Annotated in this window: 14 protein-coding genes, 1 tRNA gene and 1 pseudogene; 2 read left to right on the top strand and 14 right to left on the bottom strand. The window is 71.0% G+C overall.

What is annotated here, in order from left to right:
* Positions 1 to 70: 70 nt before the first annotated feature.
* Both AB0C25_RS09055 and AB0C25_RS09050 read right to left on the bottom strand, forming a co-directional pair.
* Positions 71 to 643, bottom strand: a complete 573-nt coding sequence (locus tag AB0C25_RS09055; protein ID WP_357371141.1) for a hypothetical protein — start codon at positions 641 to 643, stop codon at positions 71 to 73.
* Between the two features lie 430 nt (positions 644 to 1,073).
* Positions 1,074 to 1,295 (bottom strand): hypothetical protein, encoded by a 222-nt coding sequence (locus tag AB0C25_RS09050; protein WP_357371139.1) that lies wholly within the window; start codon positions 1,293 to 1,295, stop codon positions 1,074 to 1,076.
* A gap of 334 nt (positions 1,296 to 1,629) precedes the next feature.
* Here AB0C25_RS09050 and AB0C25_RS09045 point away from each other — a divergent pair, with 334 nt between their 5' ends.
* Positions 1,630 to 1,899, top strand: a complete 270-nt coding sequence (locus tag AB0C25_RS09045; RefSeq protein WP_357371137.1) for a helix-turn-helix domain-containing protein — start codon at positions 1,630 to 1,632, stop codon at positions 1,897 to 1,899.
* On the opposite strand, the gene AB0C25_RS09040 is transcribed toward AB0C25_RS09045, so the two are convergent.
* Entirely contained in the window at positions 1,884 to 2,123 is a 240-nt protein-coding gene (locus AB0C25_RS09040) for a hypothetical protein (protein WP_357371136.1), read from the bottom strand. The genes AB0C25_RS09045 and AB0C25_RS09040 overlap by 16 nt on opposite strands.
* 196 nt (positions 2,124 to 2,319) lie before the next feature.
* On the opposite strand from AB0C25_RS09040, the gene AB0C25_RS09035 reads away from it, so the two are divergent.
* Positions 2,320 to 3,501, top strand: a complete 1,182-nt coding sequence (locus AB0C25_RS09035) for a site-specific integrase (protein WP_357371134.1) — start codon at positions 2,320 to 2,322, stop codon at positions 3,499 to 3,501.
* 113 nt (positions 3,502 to 3,614) lie between these two features.
* Here the strand turns inward: AB0C25_RS09035 and AB0C25_RS09030 are convergent.
* The 11 genes and pseudogenes from AB0C25_RS09030 to AB0C25_RS08980 all read right to left on the bottom strand — a co-directional run bounded on the left by AB0C25_RS09030 (position 3,615) and on the right by AB0C25_RS08980 (position 15,659).
* A tRNA-Pro gene (locus tag AB0C25_RS09030) sits at positions 3,615 to 3,688 on the bottom strand.
* 194 nt (positions 3,689 to 3,882) lie between these two features.
* The gene (der, locus tag AB0C25_RS09025; RefSeq protein ID WP_357255867.1) at positions 3,883 to 5,259 is read right to left on the bottom strand and encodes a ribosome biogenesis GTPase Der; all 1,377 of its coding nucleotides are present in this window, start codon (positions 5,257 to 5,259) and stop codon (positions 3,883 to 3,885) included.
* Between the two features lie 130 nt (positions 5,260 to 5,389).
* Positions 5,390 to 6,070, bottom strand: coding sequence for a (d)CMP kinase (gene cmk, locus AB0C25_RS09020; RefSeq protein WP_357371133.1), 681 nt, complete (start codon positions 6,068 to 6,070; stop codon positions 5,390 to 5,392).
* A 195-nt stretch (positions 6,071 to 6,265) separates the two neighbouring features.
* Positions 6,266 to 7,036: a pseudouridine synthase gene (locus AB0C25_RS09015; RefSeq protein WP_357371130.1), complete on the bottom strand. Its 771-nt coding sequence runs from the start codon at positions 7,034 to 7,036 to the stop codon at positions 6,266 to 6,268.
* Entirely contained in the window at positions 7,023 to 7,829 is an 807-nt protein-coding gene (scpB, locus tag AB0C25_RS09010) for an SMC-Scp complex subunit ScpB (protein ID WP_357371975.1), read from the bottom strand. The genes AB0C25_RS09015 and scpB overlap by 14 nt, the downstream gene beginning before the upstream one ends.
* Before the next feature lie 928 nt (positions 7,830 to 8,757).
* Positions 8,758 to 9,675 (bottom strand): annotated as a pseudogene (locus AB0C25_RS09005) (segregation/condensation protein A); the annotation flags it as partial.
* A 23-nt stretch (positions 9,676 to 9,698) separates the two neighbouring features.
* Positions 9,699 to 10,622 carry an AAA family ATPase gene (locus AB0C25_RS09000; RefSeq protein WP_030487987.1) on the bottom strand — a complete coding sequence of 308 codons (924 nt, stop codon included), beginning with the start codon at positions 10,620 to 10,622 and terminating at the stop codon, positions 9,699 to 9,701.
* Between the two features lie 181 nt (positions 10,623 to 10,803).
* Positions 10,804 to 11,769, bottom strand: a complete 966-nt coding sequence (locus AB0C25_RS08995) for a site-specific tyrosine recombinase XerD (protein WP_357371128.1) — start codon at positions 11,767 to 11,769, stop codon at positions 10,804 to 10,806.
* Between the two features lie 38 nt (positions 11,770 to 11,807).
* Positions 11,808 to 12,923: an alanine dehydrogenase gene (gene ald, locus AB0C25_RS08990; RefSeq protein WP_357255836.1), complete on the bottom strand. Its 1,116-nt coding sequence runs from the start codon at positions 12,921 to 12,923 to the stop codon at positions 11,808 to 11,810.
* Positions 12,924 to 13,264: 341 nt separating this feature from the next.
* Entirely contained in the window at positions 13,265 to 13,870 is a 606-nt protein-coding gene (locus AB0C25_RS08985; protein WP_357371126.1) for an NUDIX hydrolase, read from the bottom strand.
* Positions 13,871 to 13,907: 37 nt separating this feature from the next.
* Positions 13,908 to 15,659, bottom strand: coding sequence for a CTP synthase (locus tag AB0C25_RS08980; protein ID WP_357371124.1), 1,752 nt, complete (start codon positions 15,657 to 15,659; stop codon positions 13,908 to 13,910).
* Positions 15,660 to 15,770 lie beyond the last annotated feature (111 nt).

Raw genomic sequence — 15,770 nt, 5'->3', positions numbered from 1 at the left:
CCTCTGACCTACCGTCTGGTCCAGCCTACGGCGGGGGTCTGACGCACCCGCGCCCTCCCGGCTGCTGCCCCTACCTGGAGTCCACATCCTCAGGCGCCGTTGTGACGTCCTGGCCGTTCAGCCACCGGCGGCGACCTGCTCGCACACGGCGGGGCCGGTAGCCGCCCGGGACGTCGGCGCCGATGGTGTCCCAGAAGGCCGGCGAGCCGTCGATGTACCCGCCGAGCGTGTGCCAGTCGTAGCAGGCGTTTTCCCTGCGCAACGCCGCGAGGCCGGCGGCGGCCAGTCCGCGGCGGCGATAGGCCGGCAGGGCATGCGGCTGCTCGACCCAGCCGATCCGGCACCGATGACATATCTGGTAGTCGGCCTCGAAGACGAACTCGTCCCGCACGGAAGCGTCATCGGGGTCGTGGCCGCGTAGGTTCGCCGCGCGCATCCGCCAGCCGATCCGCTCGTGAGGGTGTCCTGCCACGGCGCGGCCAGCCGGGGCACGACCGGCCAGCCGGACCGGCGCGGCCACCGGCCACCGGCCACCGGCCACCGGCCACCGTGAAAGCAGCTCGTGCCCGGACACCCGGCCGAGCATCGCTGTGCTGGCCACCAGGTCCCGGATCTCGGCATCACGCGAGCCGCTGTCGGTCATCGGCAGCTCAGTCCTCGCCGGCGTCGGCCTGCGCCTGCCCGGCCTGCTCGACCAGCGCATCTCGTCACGTCCCGCAGCCCGGCCACGACGTTCCAGTCCGGCCGGACCGCCGGGCTCATGCCGCGGGCCTTGGTGTCCTCCCAGATCCGGTCGACGTAGTCATACAGCGCCTGCTGGATCCGGACCTGCGCTGCCCCGCCTGGTCCAGCGCGGTGAGGAACTCATCTAGGGGTCGCCACCGACCCCGCACGTCCCGGACGTATGCCTCAGCGCATGCCCCACTCGGGAAACTGCTTCCGCTAGAGGCGACGAACAGCGCGGACACCGAGTAGTACGTGCGGTTCGCCAGTGTCCGGTACGACGGGCTGCTGGCCTCCTGGCGCAGCCTCCGCAGGGAGTAGGCGAATGCACGACGAGCCCGGCGGTTGGGTCAAGCGGCTTCTTGGATGGGCCGATCCTCGCGCTCATTCGTCATCCCGCCTGGGATCCTCGGACGCCTTGAACTTTGCGGACGGAGTTCCTGGTCGACGGCAACGCCGAGGTAGCGGCGAATCTCGTCGTCCGCCAGAGTGCAGGCACCCATGCCGGCGACCACGGCCGTGGTGGTGCCCAGCAGCCAGGAGATAATGCTGAAGGCCGTCAGCAGAATCATGGTCGCCGTCGCCGCAGTAGTGCCGCCGACGGCTGCAGCGGTTTGACGCCCTTCCGCAGCCCGGAAGCGGCACCAGCCGTCAGCGCCGTTCTGAAGCGTCGCCACACTCACTAGACGCCTGGGGGCCCGGGACAGAACGGCCGGACCGGCGAAGAAACAGGGTCCGAACTTGGATCGCAAGCCGTGTTACCGCGCTCCCTGGAACACCGCTACCAGAAACGGGTAGCGCCACAAACAACGCCCATACCGGATGGTCGTGTCGAGGCATGCCAGACCATGCCTCTCCAACCAGACGCCCCTGGCGTCCGCTCCCCTCGACCGAAGGAGCAGGGTGATGACCACCAGCAGTTTCAACCAGGACGAGCTACTGCAACTTCCTGCGATGATCGACCTGGCGACCGCCGCCCGCGCTCTCGGAGTTGGCCGCACAAAGGCTTACGACCTGGCAAAGAGCAACGCCTTCCCCTGCCCGGTACTTCGGATTGGAACCTCGTACCGCGTGCGCACGGCAGATTTGCTCCGGCTCGTCGGCGTCGACCGACAGCCCACGGCTGTCCGTGATGATCGTCTGGAACAGACAGAGCGGCGCTACGCCGATCGCTGAGGTCCATCCTCGTCGGGCGCAGTGGCAGCCCATGCCGGCCGGTACCGACCGGTGAGCACATCGTCAACGAGCAAGGCGACGATCCCGGGCGGGGTCAGGTCGGGCCGCAGCACACCCAACTTCTCCATTTCCGACGGCGTCAGCCTGATCTTGACCTGCTGATCCCGCTTCTCCCGCGCCGGCAACGGCGGCAGGTTGTCAGCGACAGGGCGCTGTCGCGGCATACCTCAACTCCTAGGCAAGCAGATCGAACGGCCGCATGACGAGTCGAGGGTCCCACATCTCACATCGCCTATCGCCATCCGCCATGAGCCGGACGCCGGGGCCGGAATTTGGTACCTCTTTTCGGTACCATTTGAAGACGCATCCTCCCCGTTGCAGGCCCCGACGAAACCCCTCCACGAAAGGCGCAGAAGCAGAATGAGCACCTCGGATCCGATCAAGAAGATCACGCTTCGAAGCGGCAAGACCCGTTACCGGTTCGTCCTCGACATCGGACGCAAGCCGGACGGGCGTCGGGACCAGCGGACGTACACCTTCGACACCAGGAAGGAAGCCAAGGCGGAGTACGCCCGGATCAAGCACGAGACCGACCGCGGCACATACGTCAAACCCGGCAAGATCACGGTCAACGACTTCCTCGACGAGTGGTTGGCGTCCGCCACCCGCGATGTAGAGAAGGCCACCGCCGCCAACTACCGCGATGCGCTGCTGCCGGTCCGCGCCCGCCTTGGCAGCAAGCCACTCCAGGACGTCACCGAGGCCGACATCGAGGCTCTGATCGACTGGATGCTGACGGAGGGCCGGAAACGTGGTGGCAAGCCAGGATCGGGGCTCGGTGTCCGGTCAGTGCGCCTGACGCTCGGCCGCCTTCGAACCGCGCTGAACGTGGCGGTTCGGCGTCAGCTCGTGGTCCGCAACGTCGCCGCGTTCGTCGCCATCCCCAGAGCGGCTGCGAAGGCCGCGGCCGAGGCACAGGCTGAGCGCAAGCCCTGGACCCAGGAAGAGGTGAAGGCGTTTCTGACCGGCATCACAAGCGAACGCCTCTACGCCGCCTGCCTGCTGTCGCTGATGGGTCTTCGACCGGCTGAGGTGTGCGGGCTGCGATGGTCCGATGTCGACTTCGAGACCGGGACGATCGCGGCCGGGGACAACACCCGGACGCTCGTTGACGGAGAGATCGAGGAGAAGGAAGCCAAATCGGCGGCCGGCAAACGCGGCCTGCCGATGCCCGCGACGGTAACGAAGGCGCTCAAAGCGTTCAACACCCTGCAGAAGAAGGAACGCCTGAAGGCCGGTAACACCTACGTCGACAGCGGCTACGTCCTGGTCAACGAACTCGGCCAGCCGCAGCGCACCGACTGGCTCCGCCGCCGGGTCTACGAGCTGATGACCAAGGTCGGAGTACGCAAGGTCCGGCCGTACGACGCCCGGCACGCCTGCCTGACCTACCTCGCCGGCGTCGGAGTGCCCGACGTCGTGCTGGCGGCTTGGGCCGGCCACGCCGACGGCGGCACGCTCGCCAAGCGGGTCTACGTCCACCCCGACAGCAGCCACCTCAAGGTGGCGGCCGAGCACCTCGAATCAGGGCTGTTCGGGTGACTCGAGCGCCCGAAATTCAGCAGTACGCGCGTACGTGAGAAATTGTGAGACGAAACGGCAAAAGGCCCCGACTCACCGAAGTGAATCAAGGCCTCTGACCTGCCGAAACTCTGTCGGGACGGCCGGATTCGAACCGACGACCCCTTGACCCCCAGTCAAGTGCGCTACCAAGCTGCGCTACGTCCCGCCCCCGCGCGGTTTCCCCCGCGGCAGCCGGTACAGCTTAGCGCAGCTGCCCCGGGTCCTCCGCACAGGCCCCACCCGCGTCGCGAGGTGACCGAACCACCGCACAACCCCTACAGCGTCCTAGGAGGGTGGGGTGGAAGAAATGCCGGACGGGCGAGGACCACCCATCCGGCATTTCTGGAGAACAAGAACGGGTCAGCCGTGCGCCTTGCCTCGGCCGCCGGGGCCGAGTTTCTTGCGCGGGCGGACCGAGATCTCGATGGGGCTGCCCTCGTACCCGAATTCCTCGCGGAGCTTGCGCTCGACGAAGCGCTGGTAGCCGGCGTCGAGCGGACCGGTGGTGAAGAGCACGAACCGTGGCGGCGCCACGCCGGCCTGCGTCGCGAACAGGATCCGCGGCGCGCGACCGCCGCGCACCGGGTGCGGGGTGGCCTGCACCAGCGCGGTCAACCACTGGTTGAGCTGCGCGGTCGGCACCCGGGTTTCCCAGCTGGCCAGGGCCTTGTTCAGGGCCGGGGCCAGCTTGTCCACCGCGCGGCCGGTCATCGCGGACAGGTTCAGGCGGATCGCCCAGGGGATGCGACGCAGTTCCCGGTCGATCTCCTTGTCCAGGTAGTACCGACGGTCGGCGTCGACCAGGTCCCACTTGTTGAACGCGATGACCATCGCCCGACCGGCCTCGGTCACCATCGACAGGATCCGCTGATCCTGCTCACTGATCGGCTCGCTGGAGTCCAGCAACACCACGGCCACCTCGGCGGCCTCGATCGCGCCGGCGGTGCGCAGGCTGGCGTAGTACTCGGTGCCGCTGGCCTTACCGACCCGCTTGCGCAGCCCGGCCGTGTCGACCAGTTGCCAGGTCTGACCACCGATCTCGACCAGGCTGTCCACCGGGTCCACAGTGGTGCCCGCCACCGAGTCGACGACCGCCCGGTCCTCGCCGGAGAACCGGTTGAGCAGGCTGGACTTGCCCACGTTCGGCCGCCCGACCAGCGCCACCCGGCGGGGGCCGCGCGGCCGGTTCTCCACGATCGCCGGGGCTTCCGGCAACGCGGCGAGGATGGCGTCCAGCAGGTCGCCGGAGCCGCGCCCGTGCAGCGCGGAGATCGGGAACGGCTCACCGAGGCCGAGCGACCACAGCGAGGTCGCCTCCATCTCGATGGCGGTGTTGTCGGCCTTGTTGGCGATCAGGATCACCGGCTTGGCGCTGCGCCTTAGCATCTTCACCGCGGCCTCGTCCACGTCGGTGGAGCCCACCATCGCGTCGACCACGAAGAGCACCACGTCGGCGGTGACGACCGCCGTCTCGGCCTGCGCCGCGATGGCCGCGGCACGGTCCTTCGCGTCCGGCTCCCAACCGCCGGTGTCCACCACCGTGAACGCCCGGCCGTTCCACTGCGCGTCGTACGGCACCCGGTCGCGGGTCACGCCCGGGACGTCCTCGACGACCGCCTGCCGACGGCCGATGATCCGGTTGACAAGCGTCGACTTGCCCACGTTGGGGCGGCCGACCACGGCCACCACCGGCTGCGGGCCGCTCGGCTCCTCGACGGCGACGTCGGGCTCACGCAGCTCGACCCATCCTGCACCCTCGCTCACGCCGCTCCTCCGCTGCGCTCCGGACCGACCTGAGACCCAATCGCGCTGAGCCCGATGATTCGCTCGCTACGCTGCGGACCGACCTGAGACACCACCGCGCTGCTCATGCCACACCCCGCTCGGTGAGCAGCTCGCGCAACCGCGCCACGACCTCGTCGATGCCCAGCTCGGTGGTGTCCAGCACCACCGCGTCGGGTGCCTGCGCCAGCGGATTGACCTCGCGGGTCGAGTCGAGCCGATCCCGTCGGGCCAGGTCGGCCGCGGTGGCCGCCACGTCAGCGGCGTCCTCGGCGCTACGCCGGGCGGCACGGGCCGCCTCGGAAGCGGTCAGGAACACCTTCAGGTCCGCGTCCGGCGCGACGACCGAGCCGATGTCCCGACCCTCGACGACGATCCGGCCAACGTTGGCGATCATCTCGCGCTGCCGGGTGACGAGCAGCTCACGAACAGCCGCCACGGCGGCGACTGCCGAAACCGCGCCGGTCACCTCCGGGCCCCGGAGTTCCGCGTCCACGCCCACGCCGTCGACGGTCACGGCGTACCCCTGCGGGTGGGTGCCGATGTGCAGCTTGACGTCGCCGGCGACCTTGGCCACCGACGCGGCGTCGGTGAGGTCCACGCCGGAGCGCAGCACGGCCAACGTGATCGCCCGGTACATCGCTCCCGTGTCCAGGTAGCGCGCACCGATCGCGACGGCGAGCCGCCGCGACACGGTGGACTTACCCGAACCGGACGGCCCGTCCACAGCGACCACACATCGCCTGGCCCGTACGTTTTCCTCCACCGTGTCCTCCTCAGCCCGTACCTCACGGATCGCCCGGTGATCTGGCGCCGCAAGCGGATGGTCAATCGTCATCAATCATGCCCGCGGTCCGTGGCGGACCCGCGCGCGACGCCGCCGGAGGCGACCCACGCCACCCCCGCGGCCGCGTCTCGGCCGTTGTGGAGCCTACCGGCAGCCGTACCCCGAACTCGGGGGTCAGTCACCCACGGCGTTGAACAGGGCGGCGACCTCGGCGTTCGTCAACCGCCGGATCCGCCCGGTCCGCAGGTCACCGAGCCGGATCGGCCCGATCGAGGTACGCACCAGCCGGGTGACCGGGTGGCCGACCTCCTCCATCAGCCGCCGGACGATGTGCTTGCGCCCCTCGTGCAGGCTCAGCTCCACCTGGGCGGATTTACCCAGCGTGTCCACCACCTTGAACGAGTCGACCTTGACCGGCCCGTCCTCCAGGTCGACCCCGGCCAGCAGCCGCTTGCTCAGGTTGCGCGGGATCGGCCCGACCACCTCGGCGAGGTAGGTCTTCAGCACCTGGTACGAGGGGTGCATGAGCTTGTGCGCGAGCGTGCCGTCGTTGGTGAGCAGCAGCAGGCCCTCGCTGTCCGCGTCGAGCCGCCCGACGTGGTAGACCCGCTGCTCCAGCCGGGCGCCGATGAAGTCGGACAGCTCGTTGCGTCCCTTTTCGTCCGCCATCGTGGTGACCACCCCGCGCGGCTTGTTCATCGCCACGTAGACCAGGCGGACGTCGACCTGGAGGCGCTCGCCGTCCACGTGGATCACGGCGATGGCCGGGTCGACCTTGTCGCCGAGCTTGGCGACCCGCCCGTCCACGGTGACCCGGCGGCGGAAGATCAGGTCCTCGCAGGCACGCCGGGAACCCACGCCGGCGGCGGCGAGCACCTTCTGCAGGCGCTCAGCCCCCTCGAAGACAGGGGCGTCGGGTTTGGGGGAACGGTTATCGGGTCGCATCAGCAAGCTCTTCTACGTCGTCGGGCAGGAAAGGTGCGAGGGGCGGCAGCTCGGCAACGGTGTTCAACCCGAGCTTCTCCAGGAACAACGTGGTGGTCCGGTAGAGGAACGCCCCGCTGTCCGTTTCGGTGCCACACTCCTCGACGAGGCCGCGGGTGACCAGCGTACGGATGACCCCGTCGACGTTCACACCCCGGATGGCTGAGATTCGCGAACGGGTCACCGGCTGCTTGTAGGCGACCACGGCGAGCGTCTCCAACGCCGCCTGGGTCAGCCGTACGGACTGCCCGTCCAACACGAACCGCTCAACGTACGTAGCGTATTCCGGCCGGGTGTACAGCCGCCACCCGCCAGCCGCCCGACGCAGCTCGAACCCGTACCCGGCGGCGGTGTAGCCGGCGGCGATCTCGTCGAGCATCGGCCCGACCCGTTCAGCGGGCTGCTCCAGCACCTGCGCCAGGACCAGCTCACTGACCGGCTCGTCGACCACCAGCAGGATCGCTTCCAGGGCGCCACGCAGCTCACTGTCGGACATGTCGGGCGCGGGCTCCGGCGCGACGGGCACCCGCCGCCGCCCCGCCAACTGCCGCCGAGGTACGTCCCCAGCACCCCCCGACTCCCCCGCCGAGCCCTGCCCCACCTCAGCCGAGCCCTCCACCGCAGCCGAGCCCTGCCCCGCCTGCGCCGAGCCCTCCCCCTCAACGCCCCCCGGCTCTCCCGCCGCCGACCCCTGCCCCACCGCTGAGCCCTGCCCCACCGCCGAGCCCTGCCCCACCGCCGAGCCCTGCCCCACCCACGCCGAGCCCGACGCGTTCGCGGCCGGCTCGTCGGAGATCTTGGAAGGTTCCGGCCCCTGGAGGGGCACTTTCTCTCCAAGATCTTCGGGGTTCGACGGTGGCGCCGCGGCGAACTCGTCTGGCTGTTCGGTCGACTCGTTCGGCGGGGCTTCGGGGGCGTCTTGGGTGCCGTCGGCGGCGGGCGGGCGGGGGCGGTCCCACGGGGGGACCCAGGCGGCGGCCTGGTCGGCCAGTGAGTCCCGGCGTTGCTCGTCACTCATCCCGCGCACCCTCCGTCGTTCCCGTCCCGTCCGGCCCGCCGGCCTCCCCCACCGACTCAGGCTCAGCCCTCACCAGCGCAGGCTCAGCCCCCGCCAGCGCAGGCTCAGCCCCCGCCAGCGCAGGCCCAACCCCCGCCGACTCAAGCTCAGCCCCCGCCAGCGCAGGCCCAACCCCCGCCGACTCAAGCTCAGCCCCCGCCGACTCAAGCTCAGCCCCCGCCAGCGCAGGCCCAACCCCCGCCGACCCAGGCTCAGCCCTCGCCGACTCAAGCTCAGCCCCCGCCGACTCAGGCTCAGCCACCGCCGACCCAGGCTCAGCCCTCGCCAGCACAGGCCCAACCCCCGCCAGCGCAGGCCCAACCCCCGCCGACTCAGGCTCAGCCCCCGCCGACTCAAGCTCAGCCACCGCCGACCCAGGCTCAGCCACCGCCGACCCAGGCTCAGCCACCGCCAGCGCAGGCTCAGCCACCGCCAGCGCAGGCCCAACCCCCGCCGACGCAGGCCCGGTCCCGTGCAGCTCAGCTCCGGCCGGCTCAGGCCCAACCCCCACCGGCCCAACCCCCACCGGCTCAGGCTCCACCGGCTCAGGACCCACCGGCGTAGGCTCCACCGGCTCAGGCTCCACCGGCTCAGGGGCGGCGCTCGGCGGACCGGCGTCGGCCGGGGTGCCGGCGTACTCGTCGACGTGCAGTTCGGTGTCGCCGTCGACCGGGCCGGTCCAGCGCACGGTCAGCTCCTCCAGGGCCTGTTCCTGCACGAAGGCGACCAGCCCCTCCCGGTACAGCTCCAGCAGCGCCAGGAACCGCGCCACCACCTCCAGGGTGGCCTCGCAGTCGGCGCAGAGCAGGGAGAACGTGGCCGTGCCGGCCCGCCGCAGCCGGGCGGCGAGGATCGCCGCGTGTTCGCGGACACTGACCCGGACCATGTGCACATGGGCGATGGACACCTCCGGCACCGGTTTCGGGGTCATCGCCTTCACGGCCAGCTTCAGCAGCCGCTGCGGGCCGATGCCGAGGACCAGGTCGGGCAGCGCGTCGGCGTAGCGGGCCTCCAGGCTGACCGCCCGCGGGTACCGGCGGCCGCCGACCGCCTCCAACTCGGCGATGTACGCCGCCGCCTCCTTGTACGCCTTGTACTGCAGCAGCCGGGCGAAGAGCAGGTCCCGGGCCTCCAGCAGGGCGAGGTCCGCCTCGTCCTCCACCTCGGCGGAGGGCAGCAGCCGGGCCGCCTTCAGGTCGAGCAGCGTCGCGGCGATCAGCAGGAACTCGCTGGCCTCGTCCAGGTCCCAGTCGTCGCCCATGGCCCGGATGTAGGCGATGAACTCGTCAGTGACCGTGTGCAGGGCCACCTCGGTGACGTCGAGCTTGTGCTTGCCGATGAGTTGCAGCAGCAGGTCGAACGGGCCGGTGAAGTTGGCCAGCCGCACCGTGAAACCGGTGGCCGCCGGGGCGGCAGGCAGGTCGGCCGCCCCGGCGGGCGGGTCGGCAGCCGGGTCGGCGAGCGGCACACCGTCGACCTCGCCCGGAGCAGCGGTGTCGGGTGGGTCGAGGGGTGGCGCGGTCACCGCACGACCGTAGTCCACGAGGCGGGCACCGGGCGGTCCGGCTACCGCTCCGACTGGGCGGCGATCACCTCGCGGGCCAGCTGACGGTAGTTGCGTGCCCCGGAGGAGGCCGGGTCCATCGTCGTGATGGGGGCACCGGCCACGGTGGACTCGGGGAACTTCACCGTCTTGGTGATGACCGTCTGGTAGACCTTGTCGCCGAACGCCTCCACCACCCGCTGCAACACCTGACGGCAGTGCGTGGTGCGGCTGTCGTACATGGTGGCGAGGATGCCTTCGAGCTCCAGGTCGAAGTTGAGCCGCTCGCGCACCTTGTCGATGGTGTCCAGCAGCAGTGCCACCCCGCGCAGGCTGAAGAACTCGCACTCCAGCGGGATGAGCACCCCGTGCGCGACGGTCAACGCGTTGATCGCCAGCAGGCCGAGCGACGGCTGGCAGTCGATCAGGATGTAGTCGTACTCCTTGCGGACCGTGCGCAGCACCCGGGCCAGGGCCATCTCCCGGGCGACCTCGTTGACGAGCTGGATCTCGGCGGCGGAGAGGTCGATGTTGGCCGGCAGCAGGTGCAGCCCCGCGACGTCGGTCTTGATGACCACGTCCTCGGCGATGATGTCGTCCTGCATGAGCAGGTTGTAGATGGACAGGTCGAGGTTGTGCGGGTTGACGCCCAACCCCACCGAGAGCGCGCCCTGCGGGTCGAAGTCGACGAGCAGCACCTTGCGGCCGTACTCGGCGAGCGCCGCGCCCAGGTTGATGGTGGTGGTGGTCTTGCCCACGCCACCCTTCTGGTTGGCCATCGCGATGATGCGCGCCGGCCCGTGCCGGTCGGTGGGCATCGGCTCCGGGATGGGCTTGCGCATCGTGTAGGCAGCCGGGTCCGCCGGACCGAGGTCCGCGCCGAGCGTGGCCTGCTGCTCGCGGAGCTCCGACGTCCAGGTCTCGGCACGGTCACCGTTGCCAGCCATGTGCTCGTTGCCCCCTCCCGACGACCCCACCCGGCGTCGGAGCCGTCCGACGTCCTTCGCGGCGCCGCTGCGCACCCCGGTCGTGTCGCTCCAGGAGGTCCGCGCCGATGCCGACTGTACGCCACCGACCAGCAGGGGGTTGGGCACCGGCCCGGCGTGTCGGCGCCGACCGCCACCGGGTTCAGTCCCGGGCGCGCGGATGGGCGGTGGCGTACACCTCGCGCAGCCGCTCCACGGTGACAAGTGTGTAGACCTGTGTGGTGGTCACCGACGCGTGGCCGAGCAACTCCTGGACCACCCGGACGTCGGCGCCGCCGTCGAGCAGGTGGGTGGCGTACGAGTGGCGCAGGGTGTGCGGGGAGACGGCCGCGGGCCCGTCGACCGGCAGCCCGGCCCGGCCGGCGGCGGCGCGCAGGATGCCCCAGGCGCCCTGGCGGGTCAGCGCGCCGCCGCGGGCGTTGAGGAACACCATCGGGGTGCCCCGACCGGTGGCGGCCAGGCCGGGACGGGACCGGACCAGGTAGGCGCGCACGGCGTCGACGGCGTACCCGCCGATCGGCACCAGCCGCACCCGGCCGCCCTTGCCGCGCAGCAGCACGGTGCCCTCGTCGGTGTCGAGGTCGTCCACGGCGGCGCCGACCGCTTCGGAGATCCGCGCGCCGGTGCCGTACAGGAACTCCAGCAGCGCCCGGTCGCGCAGCGCGAGCGGCGCGTCGTCGCCGGCGGCGGTGATCGGGCCGGCGGTTTCCAGCAGCCGGACCACGTCGTCGACCGGCAACGCCCGGGGCAGCCGGCGCGGCGGGGTGGGCGGGCGCACGTCGCGGCTGGGGTCGAGACTGGTCAGGCCCTCGCGCACCGCGAAGCGGTGCAGGCCGCGGACCGCGCTGGCCGCGCGGGCGGCGGAGGAGACGGCGAGGGGCGGGTGCGCGTCGTCGCCCGCGCGCAGCCGGGCCAGGTGCGACTCGACGAGACCGGCGCCGACCGCCGCGAGGTCGGTGACGCCGGCGTCGGCCAGCGTCGTCAGATAGCGGTCCAGATCCCGGCGGTACGAGGCGAGCGTGTTCGCGGACAGTCCACGTTCGACGGTGAGGTGGTCGAGGTAGCCGCGTACGGCACGGCGCAGGGCCGGCGTGGGCTGCTCGCCCACGCCGGCCGGGTCCGTGCCGCCGGTCAGCCCGCCACCGCTCAGGCCAGCGCGTCGGTCAGCGGGAGCACGTCCATGCCGTGCGCCTCGGCGACCGGGCCGTAGGTGACCTGGCCGGCGTGGGTGTTCAGGCCCAGCGCCAGCGCCGGGTCGCGGCGCAGCGCCTCCTGCCAGCCGTGGTTGGCCAACTCCAGGGCGTACGGCAGGGTGACGTTGGTCAGCGCGTAGGTGCTGGTGTTCGGCACCGCGCCGGGCATGTTCGCGACGCAGTAGAAGATCGACTCGTGCACCTTGTAGACCGGGTCGGCGTGGGTCGTGGGGCGCGAGTCCTCGAAGCAGCCGCCCTGGTCGATGGCGATGTCGACGAGCACACTGCCCGGCTTCATCCGGGAGACCAGCTCGTTGGAGACCAGCGTCGGCGCCTTCGTGCCGGGCACCAGCACCGCGCCGATGACCAGGTCGGCGTCGAGCACGGCCCGCTCGACCTCGTAGGCGTTGGACGCGATGGTCTGCAGGTGGCCCCGGTAGATGGCGTCGGCCGAGCGCAGCCGGGCGACGTTCTTGTCCAGCAGCAGCACCTCGGACTGCAGGCCCAGCGCGATCGCGGCGGCGTTCATGCCGGACACGCCGGCGCCGATGACGACGGTCTTGGCCGCGTACACGCCGGAGACACCGCCGGGCAGCACACCGCGCCCACCGCCGGTGCGCATCATGTAGAAGGCGCCCATCTGCGGGGCGAGCCGGCCGGCGACCTCGGACATCGGGGCGAGCAGCGGCAGCGACCGGTCCGGCAGCTCGACCGTCTCGTACGCGATGCCGGTCACCTTGCGGTCGATCAGCGCGTCGGTGCACTCCTTGGAGGCGGCCAGGTGCAGGTAGGTGAAGAGCACCTGCCCCTCGCGCATCCGGTGGTACTCCTCGGCGATCGGCTCCTTGACCTTGAGCACCAGCTCGGCGGTCTCCCACACCTCGTCGGCGGTGGCGAGGATCGTCGCACCGGCGGCGGTGAACTCCTCGTCGGTGATGCTGGAGCCGACCCCCGCACCGGCCTCGACGAAGACCTGGTGACCACTGCGGGTGAACTCGTTGACGCCCGCTGGCGTGATCGCCACGCGGTACTCGTGGTTCTTGACCTCGCGTGGGATTCCGACCTTCACGATGCAGACACCTCTCTTCGGGGCTGCTCTCCCCCGACTGCTCGGTGCCACGGTGGCCCCTTTGCCACCACGGTCCACCGGTCCCGCCGGCGGCAGTCTAGGCGCGCCCGGTGCCGCCGTGAGCCAGCACAGTGGCATCCGGTGCCCGGGTGTCCTGACGGAGTGTCAGGGGCACGCGGGCGGATTCGCCGGTGCGCGGTCGCCTCCGCCGCCGGGACGGGGTTCGACCATTATCGCCCCATCTGCCGCATGCCGCTGAGGACAGCCGGCAAGGGGCCCCGCGGTTGACCGCGGGACCCCTTCGCGCGTACTCCCTCGCCGGGTCGGACCGGCGGCGTCGCTCAGCGGGGCAGCGGCGCGTCCGCCCGGCGCAGCGCCGCCCAGCCGGTGTCCCGGGCGCGGGCCGCGGCCAGCAGCCCGGCCACCGCGGACGCGTTGGTGATCTCACCGGCCAGGACCATGGCCACCGCCTCGTCCAGATCGATCCGGACGACCTGGAGGTCGGCCTCCTCGTCGCGGCGCTCGTGCCGCTCGTCGGCCGGCACCTCGGCGAGATCCCGGGCCAGGAAGACCCGCACCAACTCGTTGGTGAACCCGGGTGAGCTGTGCAGGTCGACGAGCACGTCGACCTGCCCGGCGGTGAGGTCGGCCTCCTCGGCCAGTTCCCGCAACGCGGCGGCCGGCAACTCCTCGCCGGAGACGTCCATCAACCCGGCGGGCAGCTCCCACAGGTGCCGGCCGACCGGATGCCGGTACTGCCGGATCAGCACCACCTGACCGACGTCGTCGAGCGCCACCACGGCCACCGCACCGACGTGCCGGACGACATCGCGTACGCCCGTCCCGCCGCCGGGCATGGTCACCTCCTCGGTGACCACGTCGAAGATCCGCCCCCGGTACCGCTCCTCGCGCGAGCGCACCTCGTAGCGGTGCTCGACCCCGCTCACGCCGTCGCCCCGCTACCGAGCCTGCTGGTGCGCTCGCTCACGAGGACGATGCCGCCTTCGTCGCGGCGCCGTTGCGGGCGGCCTTGCGCGTCGTCGGGGCCTCCGCCGCCGCGTCCAGGTCGACCGGCAGTTGGTCGGCCTGCGAGTACGTCACCGCGGCCTTGACGAACGAGGCGAACAGCGGGTGCGGGCGGGTGGGTCGGCTCTTCAGCTCCGGGTGCGCCTGGGTGGCCACGAAGAACGGGTGCAGGCTGCGGTCCAGCTCGACGAACTCGACCAGCCGACCGTCCGGCGACGTGCCGGAGATGTGCAGGCCCGCCTTGGTCAGCGCGTCCCGGTAGGCGTTGTTCACCTCGTACCGGTGCCGGTGCCGCTCGCTGATCTCGGTGCTGCCGTACGCCTCGGCGACGATCGACCCCTCGGTCAACGTCGCCGGGTACGCCCCGAGCCGCATGGTGCCGCCCAGGTCGCCCTTGCCGGCGACAATGTCCTCCTGGTCGGCCATGGTGGCGATGACCGGGTGTGCGGCCTGCTCGTCGAACTCCAGCGAGTTGGCGCCGTCCAGGTCGGCCAGGTGCCGGGCCACCTCGATGGTCATGCACTGCAGGCCGAGGCAGAGGCCGAGCAGCGGGATGCCGGTCTCGCGGGCGTACCGGGCGGTGCCGATCTTGCCCTCGATGCCGCGCACGCCGAAGCCGCCGGGGATGAGGATGCCGTCCACGCCGGCCAACGCCGCGGCGGCGCCGGCCGGGGTGACGCACTCGTCACTGGGCACCCAGCGCAGCTGCACCCGCGCCCGGTGACCGAACCCGGCCGCGCGGATCGCCTCACTGACCGACAGGTACGCGTCGGGCAGGTCGACGTACTTGCCGACCACCGCGACGGTGACCGTGTGCCGGGGCCGGTGCACCCGCTCCAGCAGGTCGTCCCAGCTGGCCCAGTCCACGTCCCGGAACGACAGCCCGAGCCGGCGCACCACGTACGCGTCGAGCCCCTCGCGGTGCAGCACCTTCGGGATGTCGTAGATGCTCGGGGCGTCCGGGGCGGCGACGACCGCCTCGGTGTCCACGTCGCAGTACAGCGACAGCTTTTCCTTGAGCTTCACCGGGATCTCCCGGTCGCAGCGCAGCACGATCGCGTCCGGCTGGATGCCGATGTTGCGCAGCTGCGCCACCGAGTGCTGGGTCGGCTTGGTCTTCAGCTCACCCGAGGGCGCCAGGTACGGCACCAGCGAGACGTGCAGGTAGAAGCAGTTGTCCCGGCCCAGGTCGTGGCGGACCTGGCGGATCGCCTCCAGGAACGGCAGCGACTCGATGTCGCCGACGGTGCCGCCGACCTCGGTGATCACCACGTCGGGGAGCTGGCCGTCCTCGTCCGGGTCGGCCATCGCCAGGATCCGCGACTTGATCTCGTTGGTGATGTGCGGGATGACCTGGACGGTGTCGCCCAGGTATTCCCCGCGCCGTTCCTTGGCGATCACGTCGGAGTAGATCTGGCCGGTGGTGACGTTCGCCTTGCCGGACAACGCCCGGTCGAGGAAGCGCTCGTAGTGCCCGACGTCGAGGTCGGTCTCGGCGCCGTCCTCGGTGACGAAGACCTCACCGTGCTGGAACGGGTTCATCGTTCCGGGGTCGACGTTCAGGTAGGGGTCGAGCTTCTGCATCACCACCCGCAACCCGCGCGCGGTCAGCAGGTTGCCGAGGCTGGAGGCGGTGAGGCCCTTACCCAGCGAGGAGGCGACGCCCCCGGTGACGAAAATGTGCCTGGTCGTCCGTGCTGATGGGGCCAAGGCCTGCTCCCGTGTCGTCTGTCGCGGTCATGGCAGACCGCCGTGCTTGATCAGCAAAAGTGATCACGCGATCCACGGGATTCGACGGTAACACCTCCCGGGCGGGTACCC

It is taken from the genome of Micromonospora sp. NPDC048839, from assembly GCF_040649915.1.
In the GTDB taxonomy this organism is placed as follows: domain Bacteria; phylum Actinomycetota; class Actinomycetes; order Mycobacteriales; family Micromonosporaceae; genus Micromonospora.
The sequence above is the reverse complement of the archived record's forward strand: the minus strand, read 5'-3'. Positions and strand labels throughout refer to the sequence as shown.